Genomic DNA, 19,186 nt, shown 5'->3' with positions numbered 1-19,186 from the left:
AAGTACACGATGAAAGTAAATTACAGGGATTTTATCGTTTAATCGGTATTATCTTGCCGTGTATAAAAAACACCCAGCGACTGCCGGGCGTCTTTTCATACACTGCAATGTTGTTTTATTTGGCTAGACGTAAACGGCGTGAGCGGGCTGCTTCTGCCAATGCTAGAAGTAGCTGTTCAGAATCGTCCCAGTTCAGACAAGCATCGGTAATACTTTTTCCATAAACCAGTGCCTGTCCTGGGATGACCTGCTGGCTTCCTTCTTCAATAAAGCTTTCTGCCATCACCCCGGCAATCGCGCTAGAGCCAGAACATAACTGCTTGATAATGTCGTCAGCTACTTCGAGCTGTTTACGATGCTGTTTCTGACTGTTGCCGTGACTAAAATCGATGACAATGCCACTGCGGATGCCTACGGCTTCAAGTTGTGATTTTGCTTCAGCGATATGCTCAGCGCTGTAGTTGGGTGTTTTACCACCACGCAGGATCAGATGACCATAGGGATTACCGTGCGTCCGGTAAACCGACATAAAGCCGTCTTTATCGGGGGAGTAAAAAATGTGTTGAACACGTGCTGCGCGTACTGCATCCACCGCAATTTTCACATTACCATCAGTGCCATTTTTAAAGCCGACAGGGCAGGATAACGCTGAGGCCATTTCTCGATGGATCTGACTTTCTGTGGTACGAGCACCAATAGCGCCCCAAGTAATTAAATCGGCAATGTACTGACCATTCACCATATCCAGAAATTCAGTGGCAATAGGTAATTTCAGTTCGGTGATCTGCTGTAACAGTTGCCGCGCTAAACGCAGACCTTTATTAGGGCTAAAGCTGCCATCAAGATCTGGATCGGAAATCAGTCCTTTCCAGCCGACAATGGTGCGGGGTTTTTCAAAATAGACCCGCATCAGAATGCACAGTTCATCTTTCAATTCATGGTGGAGTTTGGCCAGACGCTTGGCATAATCCATGGCAGCTTGTGGATCATGGATGGAACAAGGACCAATAATTACCAGCAAACGCGGATCTTCACCCTCAATAATGGCGGCCACTTGATCGCGTTGCTGCACTAAATAGTCGGCAGCTTCCTGGGTTAGGGGATACTCAGATGCGAGTTGGGCAGGTGAGATCACTTTACATAATAGTGAGGAACGTAATTCGTCTGTTTTAATGGTCATTCATACTACCGGAGGACTAAAAGACATAGCTAATCAGCTGGCATGCTCGGGATTATAACTAATCAGGCGAGCCAGCAAAGCGATAATGACAGATAAAGCCATAGTTGTAACTAAATAACAGTTAAGGTAAGGCGATTTAGTGCAGTTAACACTAAAGCGCCCAGTCACCTCAAAACATATGACGCTCTAGCCCAATGGTATCTAGGATTTTGGTGGCAATTTCCTCCACCGATTGGTGCGTCGTGTCGATGTATGGAATTTTTTCTTTCTTGAACAACATTTCTACCTCTTTTACTTCCATACGGCATTGGCGTAATGAGGCGTAACGACTGTTTTCCAGGCGGCTTTCACGAATCTCATGTAGGCGTGCGGCATCAATTGTCAGTCCGAACAATTTATGTTTATTGCGTTTCAATACTTCCGGCAGCTTCAGGTTATCCATATCCTCTTGAATGAAAGGATAATTAGCAGCCTTCACTCCGAACTGCATGGACAGGTACAAACTTGAGGGAGTTTTGCCACAGCGGGAAACGCCCACCAGAATGATATCGGCTTCATCCATGTGCTTCAGCGTCTGACCATCGTCGTTTTCCATCGCGAAATTAATGGCTTCGATGCGGGCATCATAGCTGGCATTGAGCATACTGTGAGTGCGATGCATGCTGGGCATGGCTTGCACCCCCAATTGTTGTTCGAGGGGGGCCACAAAGGTGTTCAGGAAATCATAATCCAGCCCTTCGCTGGAATAGATGATGTCGCGGATCTCGGATTTAACGATGGAATGAAACACCAAAGGCCGCTGTCCTGTTGTAATAAAACTATCATTTATAAGCTTCTTTACAGACTCAGCTTTGGCGATGGTTTCCACGAATGGAATTGTAACTGAATCAAATTTAAGGGGAAATTGAGAAAGCACCGCGTGCCCAAACACCTCAGCAGTGATCGCTGTACCATCGGAAATATAAAACACTTTTGGTGCCATACCAACCTCATGTAGTAATTAAATTACAAACAAAATTATACATTTACGCTCTTTTCTGTGAAGTGTAAAATGCTTGCGCCCCAGTTTGAAGGGCCACTTAAATAAACTTGCGGAGATAGAACTGTGCAGCAATATGTACTCTGGTATCAGGAATTAGGCATGGAGGATGTCAGCAAGGTTGGCGGTAAAAACGCTTCCCTTGGTGAAATGATCAGCAACCTGGCCAACGCCGGCGTTCAGGTACCCGGCGGCTTTGCGACCACTTCCTATGCTTTTAATCAATTTCTCGAGCAAAGCGGAGTCAACCAAAAGATATATGACATTCTGGACACATTGGACGTTGATGATGTCAATGCATTGGCAAAAGTTGGTGCACAGATAAGACAATGGGTCGTAGAAACGCCATTCCAGCCAGAGCTGGAACAGGCAATTCGTACCGCCTATGAGAAATTGTCTGCAGAAACGACCGATGCCTCTTTTGCCGTACGCTCTTCAGCAACAGCAGAAGACATGCCAGATGCCTCCTTTGCCGGACAGCAGGAAACCTTCCTGAACGTCAAAGGTTTTGATGCAGTTTTGGTGGCAATTAAACACGTTTTTGCTTCTCTGTTTAACGATCGCGCTATTTCTTACCGTGTCCACCAAGGGTATGACCATCGAGGTGTGGCGCTGTCTGCCGGTGTACAGCGGATGGTTCGTTCAGATAAAGCCGCTTCCGGGGTGATGTTCACCATCGATACTGAATCTGGTAACGATGACGTAGTGTTTGTGACATCCGCATACGGACTGGGCGAAATGGTCGTGCAGGGCGCTGTGAACCCTGATGAATTTTATGTGCATAAACCCACCCTCGTAGCGGGTCATCAGGCTGTCGTGCGCCGCAACATTGGCAGCAAGCTGATCCAGATGGTTTATTCTGACGATAAATCACATGGCAAACAGGTGAAAATTGAAGACGTAGTCCAACAAAAACGTCGTCAGTTTTCCATCACCGATGAAGAAGTCATGTCGCTAGCGAAACAGGCGCTGATCATTGAAAAACATTACGGCCGTCCGATGGATATCGAGTGGGCTAAAGATGGCAATGATGGCAAACTGTATATTGTACAGGCTCGTCCTGAAACTGTACGCTCACGCGAAGACGTGCAGACCATCGAACGCTATCATCTGAAGTCCCGCGGTGAAGTGATCTGTGAAGGTCGCGCTATCGGTCACAAAGTGGGTGCTGGTGTCGCCAAGGTGCTGCATTCTCTGGATGAAATGGACAAGATCCAACCCGGTGATGTCCTAGTGACTGACATGACTGACCCTGATTGGGAACCTATCATGAAGCGTGCCAGCGCTATTGTGACCAATCGCGGTGGACGTACCTGTCATGCGGCAATTATTGCCCGTGAACTGGGGGTTCCTGCCGTGGTTGGTTGTGGTGATGTGACTGACCGTATCAAGAACGGTGAAGAAGTCACTGTCTCCTGTGCTGAAGGTGATACTGGCTATATCTACAAAGGTAAATTGGAGTTCGACATGATCTCCAGCCGCGTGGATGCCATGCCAGAACTGCCGATGAAGATCATGATGAACGTGGGTAATCCTGATCGTGCCTTTGACTTTGCCCGCCTGCCAAACGCGGGTGTCGGTCTGGCGCGTTTGGAATTCATCATCAACCGCATGATTGGTATTCACCCGAAAGCGCTGCTGGAATTTGACCAACAGGACGATGCGTTGAAAGCCGAAATCGAAGAGATGATTGCCGGTTATGCTTCTCCGGTTGAATACTATGTAGCGCGTCTGACCGAGGGTATCGCTTCTATCGCTGCCGCGTTCCATCCGAAGAAAGTGATTGTGCGTATGTCTGACTTCAAGTCTAACGAATACGCCAATCTGATCGGTGGCGATCGTTATGAACCTGACGAAGAAAACCCAATGCTGGGTTTCCGTGGCGCCAGCCGTTATGTGTCTGAATCCTTCCGTGATTGTTTCGCGTTGGAATGTGATGCAATCAAGCGCGTGCGCAACGACATGGGGCTGAAGAACGTTGAAGTGATGATCCCCTTTGTGCGTACCTTGGAAGAAGGCCGTAAAGTGGTGGAATTGCTGAAAGAGCAGGGCTTGGAACGTGGCAAAGATGGCTTGCGCGTCATTATGATGTGCGAAGTGCCGTCTAACGCTATTCTGGCGGATCAATTCCTAGAGATTTTTGATGGTTTCTCCATTGGGTCTAACGACTTGACTCAGTTGACGCTGGGGCTGGATCGCGATTCCGGTATCATCAGCCACCTGTTTGATGAGCGTAATGAAGCCGTCAAAGCGCTATTGGCAATGGCCATCAAAGCGGCTAAAAAGAAAGGGGCTTATGTTGGTATCTGTGGTCAGGGCCCTTCAGACCATGCTGATTTTGCCGCCTGGTTGGTAGAGCAGGGAATTGATTCTGTATCCTTGAACCCTGATACCGTCATTGATACTTGGTTGTATCTGGCGGAAGCACAGGGTTAAGCGCTTCACAATTCTCTAACACCTCGGAAGAAGCCGCTTTTTAGCGGCTTCTTTTTGTTTATAATGACCCAAAAACACACAATGAAGTGAGTGAAGCAATGTTGCCTCTGCTATCCCACCAGCAAGCACTGGAACCGGTTTATCTGGATTATCTGGCCGCACTGGAACAAGCCGGTTTCTCCGGTGATATCGATAAACGTTACAGTGCCCGTCTAGCACAGGCGACTGATAATTCCGTCTATCAATTTTTACCGCAGGCAGTGATTTACCCTCGGCATAGCGTGGATGTGCAGTTGGCGCTGAAAGTCGCTGCGCGGCCAGAGTTTCAAGCGGTGGTATTCAGTGCTCGCGGTGGTGGCACCGGCACCAACGGCCAGGCCTTGACGCACGGCATTGTGATGGATTTGTCACGCTATATGAACCGTATCCTAGAGATTAACGCCGCTGAAGGCTGGGTACGGGTTGAGGCTGGCGTCATTAAAGATGCGTTAAATGACGCACTGCGGCCCCACGGCCTGTTTTTCAGCCCTGATCTTTCTACATCAAACCGCGCAACCTTGGGCGGGATGATCAGCACCGATGCTTCCGGCGCAGGTTCTTTGATATATGGTAAAACCTCCGATCATGTGCTGGCGCTGAAAAGTGTACTGATAGACGGTAGCCTGCTGGAAACCGATGTGATTGCTGCCGCCGAGCTGCCAAGTTATGACGACAGTTTGCCGTTGGGACAGAAGATTATTGCGGAAGTTGCGCGTCGTTGCCGCGACAAACGCGCGTTGATTGAAGCGCAATTTCCTAAATTAAATCGTTTCCTGACAGGGTACGATCTAAAACACGTGTGGAATGATGACCTAACAGAGTTCAATCTTTCGCGCATTCTTACCGGTGCTGAAGGAACATTGGCGGTGGTCACTGAGGCCAAGCTGGATGTTACCCCTTTGCCCGCTAGCCGCCTGTTGGTCAACGTGAAATATGACAGTTTTCAGTCTGCATTGCGGCATGCTCCTGATTTGGTGAAGGCTAACGCGACCGTTGTAGAAACTGTCGATTCCAAGGTGTTGAATCTGGCCCGTGAGGATATCATCTGGCACTCGGTTTCTGCGCTGATCCAAGACGTGCCGGGCAAGGTGATCGATGGCCTCAATATGGTGGAATTTGCGGGCGATGAGGCGGAAGTGCAGCAACGGGCCAGCGCCTTGGTTAACGTGCTCGAACAGCAGATAGCCGCATCTGAAAAAGGTGTGGTGGGTTTCCAACTGACTACCGATTTGCCGTCAATCAATAAGATTTACGCCATGCGCAAGAAAGCGGTGGGTTTGTTAGGCGCCACTAAAGGCCGCCGTAAGCCTATTGCCTTTGCCGAAGACACCGCAGTGCCGCCAGAAAAACTGGCGGATTATATTATGGACTTTCGCGCCTTGCTCGATAGCCATCAACTGCAGTACGGCATGTTTGGTCACGTGGATGCCGGGGTACTGCACGTGCGACCAGCGTTAGATATGTGCGATCCTCATGACGAACGGCTGTTAAGGCAGGTATCTGACGAAGTCGCCGCGCTGACCCGCAAATATGGCGGGTTGATGTGGGGCGAGCATGGTAAAGGCGTACGCGGTGAATATGGTCCGGCGGTCTTTGGCGAAGAGCTGTACGCCGAGTTGCAACAGATAAAAGGGCTGTTTGACCCACATAATCGCCTAAATCCTGGCAAATTAGTGGCCCCCAAAGACAGCGGTCCAATGCTGTATAACGTTGACAGCACCAAACGCGGCAGTTTTGATCGGCAGATCCCCGTCAATGTCCGCGATGCCTTTCCCGATGTGATGGATTGTAACGGTAATGGTCTGTGTTTTAATTACAGTCGTTTCTCGCCCATGTGCCCGTCATTTAAAGTGACCGGAGATCGAATTCATTCACCTAAAGGCCGCTCCAGTCTGATGCGTGAGTGGCTGAGATTACTGGAAGCAGAAGGTGTCGATATTCCGGCCTTGGTAAAAGCCAAACCACAGAGCCTATTACAGCGACTGCAAAACACTCTCACCAAAGACCGTGAATATGATTATTCCCATGAGGTGATGGCATCGATGAAGGGCTGCTTGGCATGTAAAGCCTGCTCAGGTCAATGTCCGGTGAAAGTCGACGTGCCTAAGTTCCGTGCGCAGTTTTTTAGCATTTATTATCAGCGTTATATGCGTCCTGCTAAAGACTATCTAGTCGGCAGTATTGAAGATTCGGTGCAGCTAATGGCCAAGGCGCCGAAACTGGCGAATTTTGCGGCACAGAACCCGCTGAGCAAATGGGTCATCAAGAAGGCGTTGGGCTATGTTGACGCGCCTGCTTTGTCGGTCCCTACGCTTAAAGAGCTGCTGGATGCTCATTCATGCCGTGGTTATGACCTCAACGCCTTATCAGCCATTGCCCGTGATGAACGGCAGAAATATCTGCTAGTAGTGCAGGATCCCTTTACTTCATTTTACGATGCCGAGCTGGTTTATCACTTTATTCGTTTAGTCGAGCTGTTGGGGTTCACGCCAGTCTTGCTGCCGTTCAAACCGAATGGCAAGCCGGCCCATATCAAAGGCTTCCTTGATAAGTTTGCCAAAACAGCCCAGACTGCAGCCGACTTTTTAAACCAATTAGCATCATTGGGTATTCCAATGGTAGGCGTCGATCCGGCGTTGGTATTGGTTTATCGTGACGAATATAAAGTGGCATTGGGTCAGCAGCGAGGAGATTTTCAGGTGTTGTTATCCAATGAGTGGTTGTTGCAACAGCTACCGCAGCTGCCAGCGCTGCCTGATAGAGGCAAAAGTTATACCTGGTTCAGCCACTGTACTGAGTCTAGTGCTAGACCCGGCACGCCAAAAGACTGGCAAACTATTTTTGCCAAATTCGGTGCTAAGCTGGACAGCATTAATTTAGGATGCTGTGGCATGGCGGGCACCTATGGACATGAAATCGAAAACCTTGAACGTTCCAAGGCACTCTATGAAATGTCATGGGAGGACGCGATTAATCGTATTCCTCAGGAACAGATCCTGATTTCTGGTTACTCCTGTCGCAGTCAGGTAAAGCGCTTATCGGGGTTCCGTGCAAAACATCCGGTGGAGGCGTTGCTGGAATTGGTGATCCACTCGAAAGTTTAAGTTACTCATGTAGTTGAAGCCGATGAAACACGGAGACACGCTATTGCTTCGGCTATCACTGCTAGGTCATGGCTGGATATTTCTTTGTTTTAAAAATCAAGCAGCTTGTGCTTTCATTGACAGGAATTAATCTACACCCCTAGTGAAATATGGTGCGGATGGTAGTATTAATAAACAATCCGGCCCCGAAGTACAGGAGGTGTTGTTTGAACCGCAATGAAAGCCTGGCCTATCTGGTATCTCACCTGAACCTGGATTTGCAGAACGAACTGGATAGCCGCCTGAAACATTACCAGATAGACATTAAGCTCTGGCCTGTGTTGTTTGCGCTGTGGCAGGAAGAGGGCGTTAGCCAGACAGAACTGTCGCGCCGCTGCGATGTTGCCAATTACACTATGACCCGTCTGCTCGATCAACTGCAGAGTTTGGGGCTAATAGTGCGGCATCAGGAAGAAGATAATCGGCGTACTTTTTTGATCTATCTGACTGATCAGGCCAAAGCCATGGAACAGGATTTGGTGCGAGAAGCAGAGCGAGTCAATGAAGGGTTTCTCGGTAAACTGGATGAACAAGAGCGTGACGTGTTGATGGCGCTGCTCAATAAAATCAACCACCGGGAATGAACGGTGTTCATTACCCCGGTGCATGTATAACCTCGTAAAAATCAAATATACGCTAGCAATAAACAAGATAAGCCTGCCAACAGCAGTAGCTGGTAGCCATAGTAAAATTTATTGGCTTCAACATGCTTTAGACTGGCGATCAGTTTGTCCTGTCGATAAATGCGGCATAACGTCAGTCCAGATGTAGCATCAGAAATCAACTGGCAACGACAATATTCGCCGTTGCTGAGGTGGAAGCGGTGCTCACTTTGCGGCGAAAAACTAAACTTGCGGGAAACCACCTGACCGTTGACGTATAACTGCTCCATGCCGGTCCAGTCACTGGCTTGCAGTTCCACCAAATGTTGATTCACATCATAGCTGAAACGTACCATCATCTGCGCTCCGTCAGGGGACGATAAGTTTAAGTGAAGCAGAAGCCAACATCGATCGCCATCAGGGTCAGATGAACTTTCTGTTGCATCTGACTATCTGATTGGCGTTGATAGGAAATTTTTCTGGTCTAACCAGCGATGAGATTCAGAGGTTAGTTACCTGGGTCATCAAAAGTGATTGCTTAACGCTTTTGACCATTAATAATTTTTCGCGCCATTTCGTCAGCTATTTCAGCCGTAGGGCGATTCTGTGCGTCTGCCTCGCGGAAAATTGTCAACAGCGTCTGATAGATCTGTTCGACTTTAGCGGTCGCTTTCGCCATGTCGTAATCAGTCTCGAATGATACGTTGATGATACCGCCCGCATTGATCACATAATCTGGCGCGTATAGTACACCCATCTGTTTCAGCTGTTCTCCATGGCGAGCTTCTGCCAATTGATTATTCGCGCAGCCCGCAACAATAGCCGCTTTCAACAGCGGCAATGTGGTGTCGTTAAGTGTGGCCCCTAACGCACATGGGGCGTAGACATCCACATCCTGACTATAGATCGCCTGCGGTGCTACTGTAATGGCGTTAAACTCGCTTGCGACCTGTGCCAGTGATTGTGGGTGAATATCGGTGAGGATTAACTCTGCACCATCCTCATGCAAATGGCGGCACAAATGATAACCCACGTGACCAATACCCTGTACCGCGACTTTCAACCCTTGCAGAGAATCGCGGCCAAGTTTGTGTTTGACTGCGGCTTTGATGCCCAGATAAGTCCCGAGTGCGGTAAAGGGTGACGGGTCACCACTTTTCCCTTCTAATCCAGCCACAAAGGGGGTTTCTTCACTGGCAATCTTGATATCTGCAGGTGATGTTCCTACATCCTCTGCGGAGTAGTAACTCCCGCCTAGCTTATTAACAAATCGGCCAAATGCTCGAAAGAGTGCAGCGCGATCTGGCATATGCGCTGGATCGGCAATAATGACAGCTTTGCCGCCGCCCATTGCCAGCCCTGCAAGGGCATTTTTATAGGTCATGCCCTTTGATAAACGCAAAACATCGGTTAGTGCTTCATCATCAGAGTGGTAATTCCACATACGACAACCACCAAATGCGGGGCCTAAATGAGTATTGTGAACGGCGATAATGGCTTTTAGCCCACTTTCTTCATCTCGACAAAAAACAACCTGTTCATGTGCGTCATAAGAGGGATGATTGAATACTGCCACAGTGAGTCTCCGAAGTGATTTTGTGATTAAGGTCGCCGGTTATCCGGGCTTTTTCTTGAGATATTGTGATCAGAACGATAGCATCAGCAACTGACGCCAACAAAGCGGACAAGTAGATCGATAAATAAGGCACTGGAAATATAGCTTTCCAGATTGGCGAAGATAATTGCCAGTGGATGGTGGCAACTGTCATCAGTCTGACATTGGCTAACAATACCGAAGTAAGGATGAAGTATGAGTGAGCAGTCCGGCACCGTGGATGCCGCAACTCAGGAAGCACAGCGCACCCAATGGGTACGAGAACAATTTCAGAAGGCCAATCGTTTTCTGGCTGAAAAGGGCATTGTTCCGGCAAAGGTGTTCGCCGAAGAATGCCGTTATCTGGCACCGCTGGTAGCCTTGTGGAAACTAGAATCTAGCATGCCGAGCAAAAAAACTTATTGGGTGATTGGGGGCGAACTCCCTGCCGACTTTGTCGAGGTCAGCGCCGCTAAAGATGCCCGGGATGCAATGCGACATTTTTCGCTGACCTGGCAGATGAAAGCCGAGAGCCTTCTGCAGAGCCGGTCATTGGATGCTACCCAGGAGAAGTTTGCTAGGTTGTTGATCTCCCGTGCAGAAAGTCTGTATCAGCTACACAGTGATGATAACTTTTGGCAACAGCAGGGTTGATGTTAGCCGCTGTTATCAACAATAACACCCGCGTAAAAGCGGGTGTTATTCATTGTGGCAATGAAATTCCCCGCTAGGTTGGGGGTTCCGTTTGGTCACAGAGGGTTTTAGGCCGCATGTTCGTCCCCATCATCACTGTCAGCATGGTTCACTGTCGCAATGGGCCACCCGCCTAGCATCTTCCAGCGATTGACGATGTAGCAGAATAGTTCGGCGGTGCGTTCGGTGTCGTACAGCGCTGAATGTGCTTCTTTATTATCAAATGCAATACCGGCTAATGCACAAGCTTTAGCTAGCACCGTATGCCCGAGCGCAAGACCGGCGAGTGTCGCGGTGTCAAATGTGGCAAAAGGGTGGAACGGTGAGCGTTTGAGCCCGGTACGGTCAATCGCTTTACTGACAAAACCGTGGTCAAATGCGGCATTGTGTCCCACCAGAATGGCACGGTGGCAGCCACTCTCTTTAAGTCCCTTACGGATAGCCTTAAAAATTTCTTTAAATGCTTCTTCTTCTGCCACAGCCCCCCGTAGAGGGTTATAGGGATCTATACCGTTAAAAGCTAGGGCTTCAGGTTCAAGATTGGCACCTGCAAAGGGCTCTATATGGAAATGCAGGGTTTTATCAATCACCAATTGCCCCGCGTCATCCATTTTTAGTAAGGTGGCAGCAATTTCCAGCAAGGCGTCTGTGGTACAGTTAAAGCCCGCCGTTTCCACGTCGACCACTACGGGGTAGTAGCCGCGGAATCGGTATTTGAGCTGATCGCTCAGGGCGGGTTGGTTCATGTGGTACCTCTGGACAAATGCGAGGGGGCTATTATGCTAAATCAAGATACTAGTGTCATGTGCGATTGCTGCTTTTATGGCCTAAAGATCTGTGATTTTTCACCGATAACACCTGTATGACCGGAAACTGATGAGTTTATTCAATGTGGTGTAGATTGCTTTTACTCTCATGGCTGGCAGTGTTGCCACTCAATGCCTCCGCAGAATTGCGGCATTACGTGGCAGCGTTAGATCAATCGCAATGGCGGTTGTTACAAAACTCGCCTGTGGCATGCACCTTGGAGCACGATATTCCGTCATACGGTCGGGCGGTGTTTACCAGCAAAGCAGGCAAGAATATTAATCTGCAGTTTACACTGGATATGTGGCAGAAGCCGGATGCTGTGACCAATGCCAAATTGCTGAGTAAGGCGCCTATGTGGCGTCCCGGCGTGATGTCCAGAACGATAATGGAACTGCACTATCAGAAGTATTTTAATGGTGAAGTTCCGAAAAAGGCCGCATGGACCATGCTTAATGAGTTGGAGCGGGGCATGGAGCCCACCTTTTACTATACCGACTGGAATGATAGAGACAGCACTGTGGCTGTTGGGTTGTCAGCAGCGAATTTTCGTGGTGAATATGCCGATTTTAAGCAATGTCTCGCCAAGTTACTGCCCTATAGTTTTGATGATATAGCCTTCACTGTGCTGACATATGAAACAGGGGGAACGGAACTGACGCGCAGTTCAAAAGCACAGCTTGCCAGAGTTGAACAGTATCTTACTTATGATCCCGATGTAGAGTTGGTACTAATCGATGGTTATACCGACAGCTATGGTGGTCGTAGCATTAATCAGAAGGTGTCTGAAAAGCGTGCCGATAGTTTAAAAGAACTATTTGTCGCCAAAGGCATTGCGGCCGACAGGATCCATGCTGTTGGTCATGGTGAACGCCGCCACGTAGCACTTAACACCTCGGCAGATGAGCGTGAGCGCAATCGACGGGTAGTGATCAGGATGAGTAAACCTGAAGAGTAGAAAATTAATTGATGGCGAAAAGATCCGGTTTTTACCGGATTTTTTATTTTGGATAGAAAAAAGCCCATTCAAAAGAATGGGCTGCAAAAATATATGTTTGCAATCAACAAATTGAAGGAAGGAAGTCAAGCATAAGAACCAAACTGACATCATTAAAAATAACAACACCAGTTTGAGGTTTCCTGTCGTCAGGTGATTTAATTGCAAATCCCCCTGAACACGCTGGCTATTCTAGGAATATGCGCCCCTCTCAACAAGCGAGAAAAATTGCTGTTTGAGATAAAAAAAACTAATCATTAAAAGGTGATAATAATCACCTTATTGCTTGTATTTCAATAAAAACGAAGCTTTAGTCAAATGAAATGCATATATTTTCAATTAATATTGCTTAGTTATTTGCAACAGGTATTAATTAATGGAACTTTTACAACATACCTAGTTGCAATTACCCGGTTTATAAGGCTTTTTATTTTCTGTATAGTAAGTTACAAATTTGCAACTTGGCGTTTTTCGGCAAATATATTCAAATGGTTTATCTGCATTATTAACAGGATAGTTAAATGGCGATTCATAAAAATAGAGTGAAACCTATAACTGCATCATTGATGTTAGGGTTGTTATTAAGTGCCTGTCAGAGTCCAACGACGGATAAAATAAATTCAGCCAACGAAAGAGTACAACCTGCCTCAACATCTTACCCAACCGTTCGCGCTGAAGACCTTGTGGAAACGTTGCACAGTATCAAAGTGGCAGATCCATACCGTCATCTGGAACTAGATACTCCAGAAACGGAAGCCTGGGTCGCCGCTGAACGGCAGTATGGCAAGCAATTTCTCGATGCTATTCCCAATAAACAGGCCGTGGTTAGCCGCATCACTGCACTGTGGAACTATGAAAAAATCTCCGCACCGTTTACTCGCGGCAACTTCACTTTCTTTTATCGCAATGATGGGTTGCAGGCACAGTCTGTTCTGTATGTAAAAAACCATCAGGGGCAACAGCGTGTTTTGCTTGACCCTAATCAGTTTTCTGCCAATGGCACAGCTGCATTATCTGGGGTGTCTGTCAGCAATGACGGTAACACCTTGGCTTATGGCGTGTCTCAGGCTGGTTCAGACTGGCAGCAATGGCATTTTATGGATGTGAAAAGTGGCCAAAAGTTGGTTGACACCTTGCAATGGATTAAGTTTTCCGCCGCCGTATGGGATCACGATAATCAAGGGGTGTTTTACGCCCGCTACGACGCGCCGGAAGGCGGTAATGTTATGGCGGATGTCAATTTTAACCAGAAGGTGTATTTCCATAAGTTAGGAACTTCACAGACAGCGGATGTGCTGATCTATCAACGTCCTCAAAATAAAGATTGGGGTTATGGCATTGAGGTTTCTGACGATGGTAATTACTTGTTGCTGAGTATTTCCCAAGGTACTGACAGCCGTAACCGTTTCTTTTATAAACCTTTAAATACTACCAGTGCGATGGTTGAGTTACTGCCAGATCTGGAAGCCGAATACAGTTTTATTGGCAATGACAAGACGATTTTTTACTTCAAAACCGATTTGGATGCGCCTAATGGCAAAGTGATTGCCATTGATACTCGCCATCCTCAGAAAGCTAACTGGCAGACAATCATTCCAGAATCTGCGGATCCGATTAAAAACGTCTCCATTATCAATGATCATTTGGTAGTGAGTAGTTTGCACGATGTTCTCGGCAACATGGCGATCTATTCCATGAACGGTGTAAAAAGGCAGGATATTGAGATGCCGGGGCAGGGAACGGTTGTCGGGCCATTTGGCAGAGCCGCAGATGATTACTTCTACTATTCCTATAACAGCTATATCCAGCCGGAAACCATCTATAAATTTGATTTTAAGACCGCTGAGTCCAGTTTATATGAGCAACCCAAAGTTGCATTTGATCCACAGAATTATGTCTCTGAACAGGTGTTTTATCAAAGTAAGGATGGTACTCGCATACCCATGCTGATCTCCTATAAAAAGGGACTCAGCAAAAATGGCAATAATCCGACCTTGCTATACGCCTACGGTGGCTTTGGGATTTCCATGACGCCACGCTTTAGTGCTGCCAATATTGCCTGGATGGATCTTGGCGGCATCTATGCTGTGCCTAATCTTCGCGGTGGTGCGGAGTATGGTGAGAATTGGCATCAGGCCGGCATGTTCGAAAAAAAGCAGAATGTTTTTGACGACTATTTTGCGGCGGCGGAGTATCTCATCAGTCAAGGCTACACCAACAAAACCAAACTGGGCGCCTATGGCCGTAGTAACGGTGGCTTATTGATGGGCGCTGCTGTGACACAACGCCCCGATCTGTTTGCCGCAGTGTTACCTGCAGTGGGGGTGCTGGACATGCTGCGTTTTCAGAAGTTTACCATCGGTTGGGCCTGGACTAGCGAGTATGGTAGTGCCGATAATGCCGAGCAGTTCCCGGCGTTGCTGGCCTATTCGCCATATCATAATGTTAAAGCCCAAGTATATCCGGCGGTTATGGTGATGACGGCAGATCATGACGATCGTGTGGTGCCCGCACACAGTTTCAAATTTGCGGCCATGTTACAAGCCAAACAACAGGGCAGTGCCCCCATTATTATGCGTATTGAGCACAATGCAGGCCATGGCGCAGGCAAACCTACCGCGATGAAGATTGATGAAGCTGCCGATATTTTTGATTTTTTATGGCAGGCGTTTGGCTTAAAGTTGCCAACCAAAATTGACTGATTAAGCCGCGGTTAAGTTCGGTAAAATTAAATTGGGGGCTGCGGCCCCCTTTGTTTTGGCGGCCATTCACAAGCGTCAGTCGGATCGGTATAGTAGTGGGCATTTATGGCAGGAAATCAGTAGGATCTATGTTTCGCTGGCCAATTACAGTTTATTACGAAGATACCGATGCGGGTGGAGTGGTTTATCACTCTAACTACTTGAAATTTTTTGAACGGGCACGCAGCGAATGGCTCAGGGCAATGGGTGTATGCCAAGGTACGTTGCTAAAACAAGATTTGGCGTTTTTGGTACGCCGCGCGGAGTTAGATTTTTGTCATGCTGCCAGATTTGAGCAGCAATTATGGGTGGAAAGCCGAATTTCGGAATTAAAACGGGCATCGCTGGTTTTTGAACAGCAACTTGTTGACGAAAGTGGTGTCTGTTATTGCCGGGCTTCCATTAAAATAGCGGCGGTATCTTTGAGTCGGATGAAGCCGCAGGCTATTCCTGAACCGATTTTGCAGGAGTTTAAAAAAGGTGAATGCTGATATTTCAATTGTAGGGTTGTTTCTTCAGGCCAGCGTGCTGGTAAAGCTGGTGATGTTGACCCTACTGTCGCTTTCGATTGTATCTTGGGCGGTAATTCTGCAACGGCGTAAAGTATTGGGAGATGCCAAACGTAACGCCGATCAATTCGAAGAAAAGTTTTGGTCAGGTGTCGATCTGAATCGCTTTTATCACGATTTAGCCGCTAGACAGGACAGTAACACCGGACTGGAAATCATGTTTGTTTCCGGTTTTAAGGAATATGCACGCCTTAGCAAAATAAGTAGTCGCGCACCAGAAGCGGTAATGGATGGCAGTTATCGCGCCATGCGTATCGCTTTGTCAAAAGAGTTGGACGAGTTAGAAACGCACTTGCCGCTGTTGGCAACCATCGGTTCTACCAGCCCCTACATCGGCTTATTTGGCACGGTATGGGGGATTATGAATGCCTTTATCGCCTTGGGGGCGGTGCAAAATGCTACCTTGGCGATGGTGGCACCTGGTATTGCCGAAGCACTGATTGCCACTGCCATGGGCCTGTTTGCGGCGATCCCAGCGGTTATTGCTTATAACCGTTTTTCTACCAAGGTAGAAAAACTGGAATCCCATTATGCCAACTTTATGGAAGAGTTTTCTAACATTCTTCATCGTCAGGCTTACACCGAGAAGGACCCAGCATGAATCAGGGATATCAGCGTAAACGCCGGCGTCCGGTAGCTGAAATCAACGTGGTTCCCTACATCGACGTGATGTTGGTGTTGCTAATCATTTTCATGGTGACCGCGCCGATTGTGTCACAAGGGGTAAAGGTGGATTTACCCCAGGCGACTTCAGAGCCATTGCCGGCTGATAGTAAGCCTCCCGTTATTGCATCTATCGATGCTGAGGGGGAATACTTTCTTGATGTCGGGGGGGCCCCGAGTAACGAGCCATTGGATTTGGATGATGTTGCTACACGGGTTGCGGCTATTATTCAGCTTGAACCAGACCGTCCGGTTGTCGTCAAAGGCGATAGAGCCATTCCGTATGAAAAAGTGATCCAGTTGATGGTAACGTTGCAGAAGGCTGGCGTACCTTCAGTGGGTCTGATGACAGATTCACCGGACGAGGAGAAGAAGTAAGTGGCCGGGCAATCTGATTTAAAACTGTCGGTGATTATTTCCGCGATACTGCATATCGGCGTACTTGCGGCGTTGGCACTGAACGTAGACTTCAACAACAAGCCAACGAGCACTATGATGTCAGCGGCCAAGGCGCCGCCTGTGCAGGCCGTGGTGGTAGATCAGCAGAAAGTTGATGACTACGTGCAGAAACTAAAGGCAGACAAAGCCGAAACGGCGCGCAAAGAACGTGAACGGCAGGCGGAGTTGGAGCGACAGGCCGACGCTGCCAAAAAAGCGCGTGAGCAAGAACAAGCGCGCATCCAGAAACTGGCGGAAGAACGTAAACAGCAGGAGTTGGATGCCAAGCAGGCCGCCGATGCTGCGAAAGCGGCGCAATTAAAAGCGCAGCAAGAACAAAAGCGGGCACAGCAGGCTGAAGCCGAGCGCAAACTGAAAGAGCAGCAACGCCAGCAGGCGGAAGATGCGGCCCGTAAAGCGGAAGAAAAGCGTAAAGCCGAAGAAGCTGCTGCTAAGAAAGCTGAAGCCGACCGTAAGGCGCGTGAAGATGCTGCACGTAAGGCAAAAGCTGAAGCTGACCGTAAAGCCAAAGCTGATGCTGAACGTCGTCGCCAAGAACAAGAGTTGGCGGATGCCATGGCGGCAGAACAATCAGCTGTATCGGCGGCCCGTAATAAACAGCTACAGAGTGAGCTGGATAAGTATAAGGCCATGATTACATCAACGATTCAGCGCAATTTAGTGCTGGACGAAGCGATGCGCGGCAAGACTTGTCGAGTAGACATCAAGCTGGCACCTGATGGCTTTGTCACCAGTGTGCAGACCACCGGGGGCGATCCAGTCGTATGTCGTGCGGCTAAGGCTGCCATTAATAAAGCAGGACGTTTACCGGTATCGCCAGAAGCTGATGTGTACCAGTTACTGAAAGACATTAACCTGGAAGTTAGACCAGAGTTTAATTAGAGGAGTCCCATGAAATATTTTACCCAGGGTCTGATGGTGTTACTGGCACTGTTGGTGTTACCCGCAAGAGCCGCATTGGACATTGTAATCACTGAAGGGGTGGATGCCGCCCGGCCGATAGCGGTAGTGCCTTTTGTCTGGCAAGGCGTAACGCCGCCACCCAGTTCCATTTCTGATGTGGTTGCCTCGGATTTGACTCGTAGCGGGACGTTCAAACCATTGGACGAAACCGGGCTTGGACAACGTAGTATCGGTCAAATCAGTGATTTTAATTTGGATGACTGGCGTAATGTGTCTGCCGAAGCGGTCGTGATGGGCACTGTCAAGCCCTATGGGCAGGATCAATATCTGGTGAGCTTTGACCTGGTTGATTTGGTGAAAGCGCAGATGCAGGCCAAAGGGCCGCAGCCCAAGACTGAGTATCTATTGGATAGTCGTCAGACCGTCATCAGTGCCGCGCAATTTCGTCAGTATGCTCACCGTATCAGTGATATTGTTTATGAAAAGCTCACTGGCATCCGGGGGGCATTCCTGACCCGTATCGCTTATGTGGTGGTGGATCGTACTCAGCCTAATCCTTATCAGTTGATGATTGCCGACTACGATGGTTACAACGAACAGATGTTGTTGCGTTCGCCCGAGCCGCTGATGTCTCCCGCTTGGTCGCCAGATGGCCGGAAACTGGCTTACGTGAGCTTTGAGAATAAGCGCGCCGAGATTTTCATTCAGGATATCTATAATCGGACTCGTCAAAAAGTTACCAGTTATCCTGGTATCAACGGTTCTCCAAGTTTTTCACCGGATGGGCGTAAGCTAGCGATTACCTTATCCAAAGATGGACAGCCAGAAATCTATATTGTCGATATTGCTAGCGGCGCGCTGACGCGGGTGACTAATCATTATGCCATCGATACCGAACCTGCATGGTTTCCAGATGGTAAATCGCTGGTGTTCACCTCAGAGCGTGGCGGCCGCCCCCAACTATATAAAGTGGAGTTGGCAAGCAATAAGGTAACCCGCTTAACATTTGACGGTGAATGGAACCTGGGCGGCGAGGTTACCCCAGATGGCCGTAGCCTGATTTTTGTCAACCGCACCAACGGTAAATTTAATATTGCCAGAATGGACCTGCAAACCCGTTTTATGCAGGTACTGACCTCAACCCGCTTGGACGAATCACCTAGTGTCGCGCCCAACGGAACGATGGTGATTTACGGCACGACTTATGGCAACAAGCAAGTATTGGCTGCTGTGTCGGTAGACGGACGATTTAAAGCTAGATTGCCAGTGGGACAGGGCGAAGTGAGATCTCCGGCCTGGTCACCATTTTTATAATTGATTA

Annotated in this window: 16 protein-coding genes; 11 read left to right on the top strand and 5 right to left on the bottom strand. The window is 48.4% G+C overall.

What is annotated here, in order from left to right; all coding sequences use genetic code 11:
* Nucleotides 1-115: 115 nt before the first annotated feature.
* A complete protein-coding gene (locus IE064_RS00280) occupies nucleotides 116-1,180 on the bottom strand; it encodes a 3-deoxy-7-phosphoheptulonate synthase (RefSeq protein WP_189615376.1) in 1,065 nt (354 codons plus the stop codon).
* A 169-nt stretch (nucleotides 1,181-1,349) separates the two neighbouring features.
* Complete coding sequence (gene ppsR / locus IE064_RS00275; protein ID WP_189615374.1) at nucleotides 1,350-2,162, bottom strand: posphoenolpyruvate synthetase regulatory kinase/phosphorylase PpsR; 813 nt, start codon at nucleotides 2,160-2,162, stop codon at nucleotides 1,350-1,352.
* A 123-nt stretch (nucleotides 2,163-2,285) separates the two neighbouring features.
* Between ppsR and ppsA the strand changes: the two genes are divergently transcribed.
* From ppsA to IE064_RS00260, 3 genes are all read left to right on the top strand, one after another.
* Nucleotides 2,286-4,655: a phosphoenolpyruvate synthase gene (ppsA, locus tag IE064_RS00270; RefSeq protein ID WP_189615372.1), complete on the top strand. Its 2,370-nt coding sequence runs from the start codon at nucleotides 2,286-2,288 to the stop codon at nucleotides 4,653-4,655.
* A 98-nt stretch (nucleotides 4,656-4,753) separates the two neighbouring features.
* Complete coding sequence (gene ydiJ, locus IE064_RS00265; protein WP_189615370.1) at nucleotides 4,754-7,798, top strand: D-2-hydroxyglutarate dehydrogenase YdiJ; 3,045 nt, start codon at nucleotides 4,754-4,756, stop codon at nucleotides 7,796-7,798.
* 206 nt (nucleotides 7,799-8,004) lie between these two features.
* Nucleotides 8,005-8,421, top strand: a complete 417-nt coding sequence (locus tag IE064_RS00260; protein ID WP_133038762.1) for a MarR family winged helix-turn-helix transcriptional regulator — start codon at nucleotides 8,005-8,007, stop codon at nucleotides 8,419-8,421.
* Between the two features lie 41 nt (nucleotides 8,422-8,462).
* On the opposite strand, the gene IE064_RS00255 is transcribed toward IE064_RS00260, so the two are convergent.
* Both IE064_RS00255 and IE064_RS00250 read right to left on the bottom strand, forming a co-directional pair.
* Nucleotides 8,463-8,798 (bottom strand): hypothetical protein, encoded by a 336-nt coding sequence (locus IE064_RS00255; protein WP_189615362.1) that lies wholly within the window; start codon nucleotides 8,796-8,798, stop codon nucleotides 8,463-8,465.
* 179 nt (nucleotides 8,799-8,977) lie between these two features.
* Nucleotides 8,978-10,015, bottom strand: a complete 1,038-nt coding sequence (locus IE064_RS00250; RefSeq protein ID WP_133038764.1) for a Leu/Phe/Val dehydrogenase — start codon at nucleotides 10,013-10,015, stop codon at nucleotides 8,978-8,980.
* Between the two features lie 234 nt (nucleotides 10,016-10,249).
* Between IE064_RS00250 and IE064_RS00245 the strand changes: the two genes are divergently transcribed.
* The gene (locus tag IE064_RS00245; RefSeq protein WP_189615360.1) at nucleotides 10,250-10,687 is read left to right on the top strand and encodes a DUF4826 family protein; all 438 of its coding nucleotides are present in this window, start codon (nucleotides 10,250-10,252) and stop codon (nucleotides 10,685-10,687) included.
* Between the two features lie 107 nt (nucleotides 10,688-10,794).
* Here IE064_RS00245 and rnt read toward each other — a convergent pair whose 3' ends face one another.
* Nucleotides 10,795-11,472 (bottom strand): ribonuclease T, encoded by a 678-nt coding sequence (gene rnt, locus IE064_RS00240; RefSeq protein ID WP_189615358.1) that lies wholly within the window; start codon nucleotides 11,470-11,472, stop codon nucleotides 10,795-10,797.
* A 143-nt stretch (nucleotides 11,473-11,615) separates the two neighbouring features.
* Between rnt and IE064_RS00235 the strand changes: the two genes are divergently transcribed.
* The 7 genes from IE064_RS00235 to tolB all read left to right on the top strand — a co-directional run bounded on the left by IE064_RS00235 (nucleotide 11,616) and on the right by tolB (nucleotide 19,179).
* Nucleotides 11,616-12,491, top strand: a complete 876-nt coding sequence (locus IE064_RS00235; protein WP_133038767.1) for a flagellar protein MotY — start codon at nucleotides 11,616-11,618, stop codon at nucleotides 12,489-12,491.
* Between the two features lie 560 nt (nucleotides 12,492-13,051).
* The gene (locus tag IE064_RS00230) at nucleotides 13,052-15,232 is read left to right on the top strand and encodes a prolyl oligopeptidase family serine peptidase (RefSeq protein WP_189615356.1); all 2,181 of its coding nucleotides are present in this window, start codon (nucleotides 13,052-13,054) and stop codon (nucleotides 15,230-15,232) included.
* Nucleotides 15,233-15,360: 128 nt separating this feature from the next.
* Nucleotides 15,361-15,762, top strand: coding sequence for a tol-pal system-associated acyl-CoA thioesterase (gene ybgC, locus IE064_RS00225; RefSeq protein WP_133038802.1), 402 nt, complete (start codon nucleotides 15,361-15,363; stop codon nucleotides 15,760-15,762).
* On the top strand, nucleotides 15,752-16,441 hold the full coding sequence (gene tolQ, locus IE064_RS00220) for a protein TolQ (protein WP_133038768.1): 690 nt from the start codon (nucleotides 15,752-15,754) through the stop codon (nucleotides 16,439-16,441). The genes ybgC and tolQ overlap by 11 nt, the downstream gene beginning before the upstream one ends.
* Entirely contained in the window at nucleotides 16,438-16,881 is a 444-nt protein-coding gene (tolR, locus tag IE064_RS00215) for a protein TolR (protein WP_189615354.1), read from the top strand. The genes tolQ and tolR overlap by 4 nt, the downstream gene beginning before the upstream one ends.
* The gene (tolA, locus tag IE064_RS00210) at nucleotides 16,882-17,844 is read left to right on the top strand and encodes a cell envelope integrity protein TolA (protein WP_189615352.1); all 963 of its coding nucleotides are present in this window, start codon (nucleotides 16,882-16,884) and stop codon (nucleotides 17,842-17,844) included.
* Nucleotides 17,845-17,853: 9 nt separating this feature from the next.
* Complete coding sequence (tolB, locus tag IE064_RS00205) at nucleotides 17,854-19,179, top strand: Tol-Pal system beta propeller repeat protein TolB (RefSeq protein ID WP_189615350.1); 1,326 nt, start codon at nucleotides 17,854-17,856, stop codon at nucleotides 19,177-19,179.
* Nucleotides 19,180-19,186: the final 7 nt, after the last annotated feature.

Origin of the sequence: Shewanella fodinae (assembly GCF_014651955.1) — a bacterium.
Classification (GTDB): Bacteria; Pseudomonadota; Gammaproteobacteria; order Enterobacterales; family Shewanellaceae; genus Shewanella; species Shewanella fodinae.
This window is presented reverse-complemented; position numbering and strand designations above follow the sequence as displayed.

What these genes read in the sequence shown, in the direction of transcription:
- IE064_RS00280 (WP_189615376.1), bottom strand. Translation starts at nt 1,180, where the DNA reads ATGACCATTAAAACAGACGAATTACGTTCCTCACTATTATGTAAAGTG.
- ydiJ (WP_189615370.1), top strand. Translation starts at nt 4,754, where the DNA reads ATGTTGCCTCTGCTATCCCACCAGCAAGCACTGGAACCGGTTTATCTG.
- IE064_RS00245 (WP_189615360.1), top strand. Translation starts at nt 10,250, where the DNA reads ATGAGTGAGCAGTCCGGCACCGTGGATGCCGCAACTCAGGAAGCACAG.
- ppsR (WP_189615374.1), bottom strand. Translation starts at nt 2,162, where the DNA reads ATGGCACCAAAAGTGTTTTATATTTCCGATGGTACAGCGATCACTGCT.
- IE064_RS00235 (WP_133038767.1), top strand. Translation starts at nt 11,616, where the DNA reads ATGTGGTGTAGATTGCTTTTACTCTCATGGCTGGCAGTGTTGCCACTC.
- ybgC (WP_133038802.1), top strand. Translation starts at nt 15,361, where the DNA reads ATGTTTCGCTGGCCAATTACAGTTTATTACGAAGATACCGATGCGGGT.
- tolB (WP_189615350.1), top strand. Translation starts at nt 17,854, where the DNA reads ATGAAATATTTTACCCAGGGTCTGATGGTGTTACTGGCACTGTTGGTG.
- rnt (WP_189615358.1), bottom strand. Translation starts at nt 11,472, where the DNA reads ATGAACCAACCCGCCCTGAGCGATCAGCTCAAATACCGATTCCGCGGC.
- IE064_RS00230 (WP_189615356.1), top strand. Translation starts at nt 13,052, where the DNA reads ATGGCGATTCATAAAAATAGAGTGAAACCTATAACTGCATCATTGATG.
- IE064_RS00255 (WP_189615362.1), bottom strand. Translation starts at nt 8,798, where the DNA reads ATGATGGTACGTTTCAGCTATGATGTGAATCAACATTTGGTGGAACTG.
- tolR (WP_189615354.1), top strand. Translation starts at nt 16,438, where the DNA reads ATGAATCAGGGATATCAGCGTAAACGCCGGCGTCCGGTAGCTGAAATC.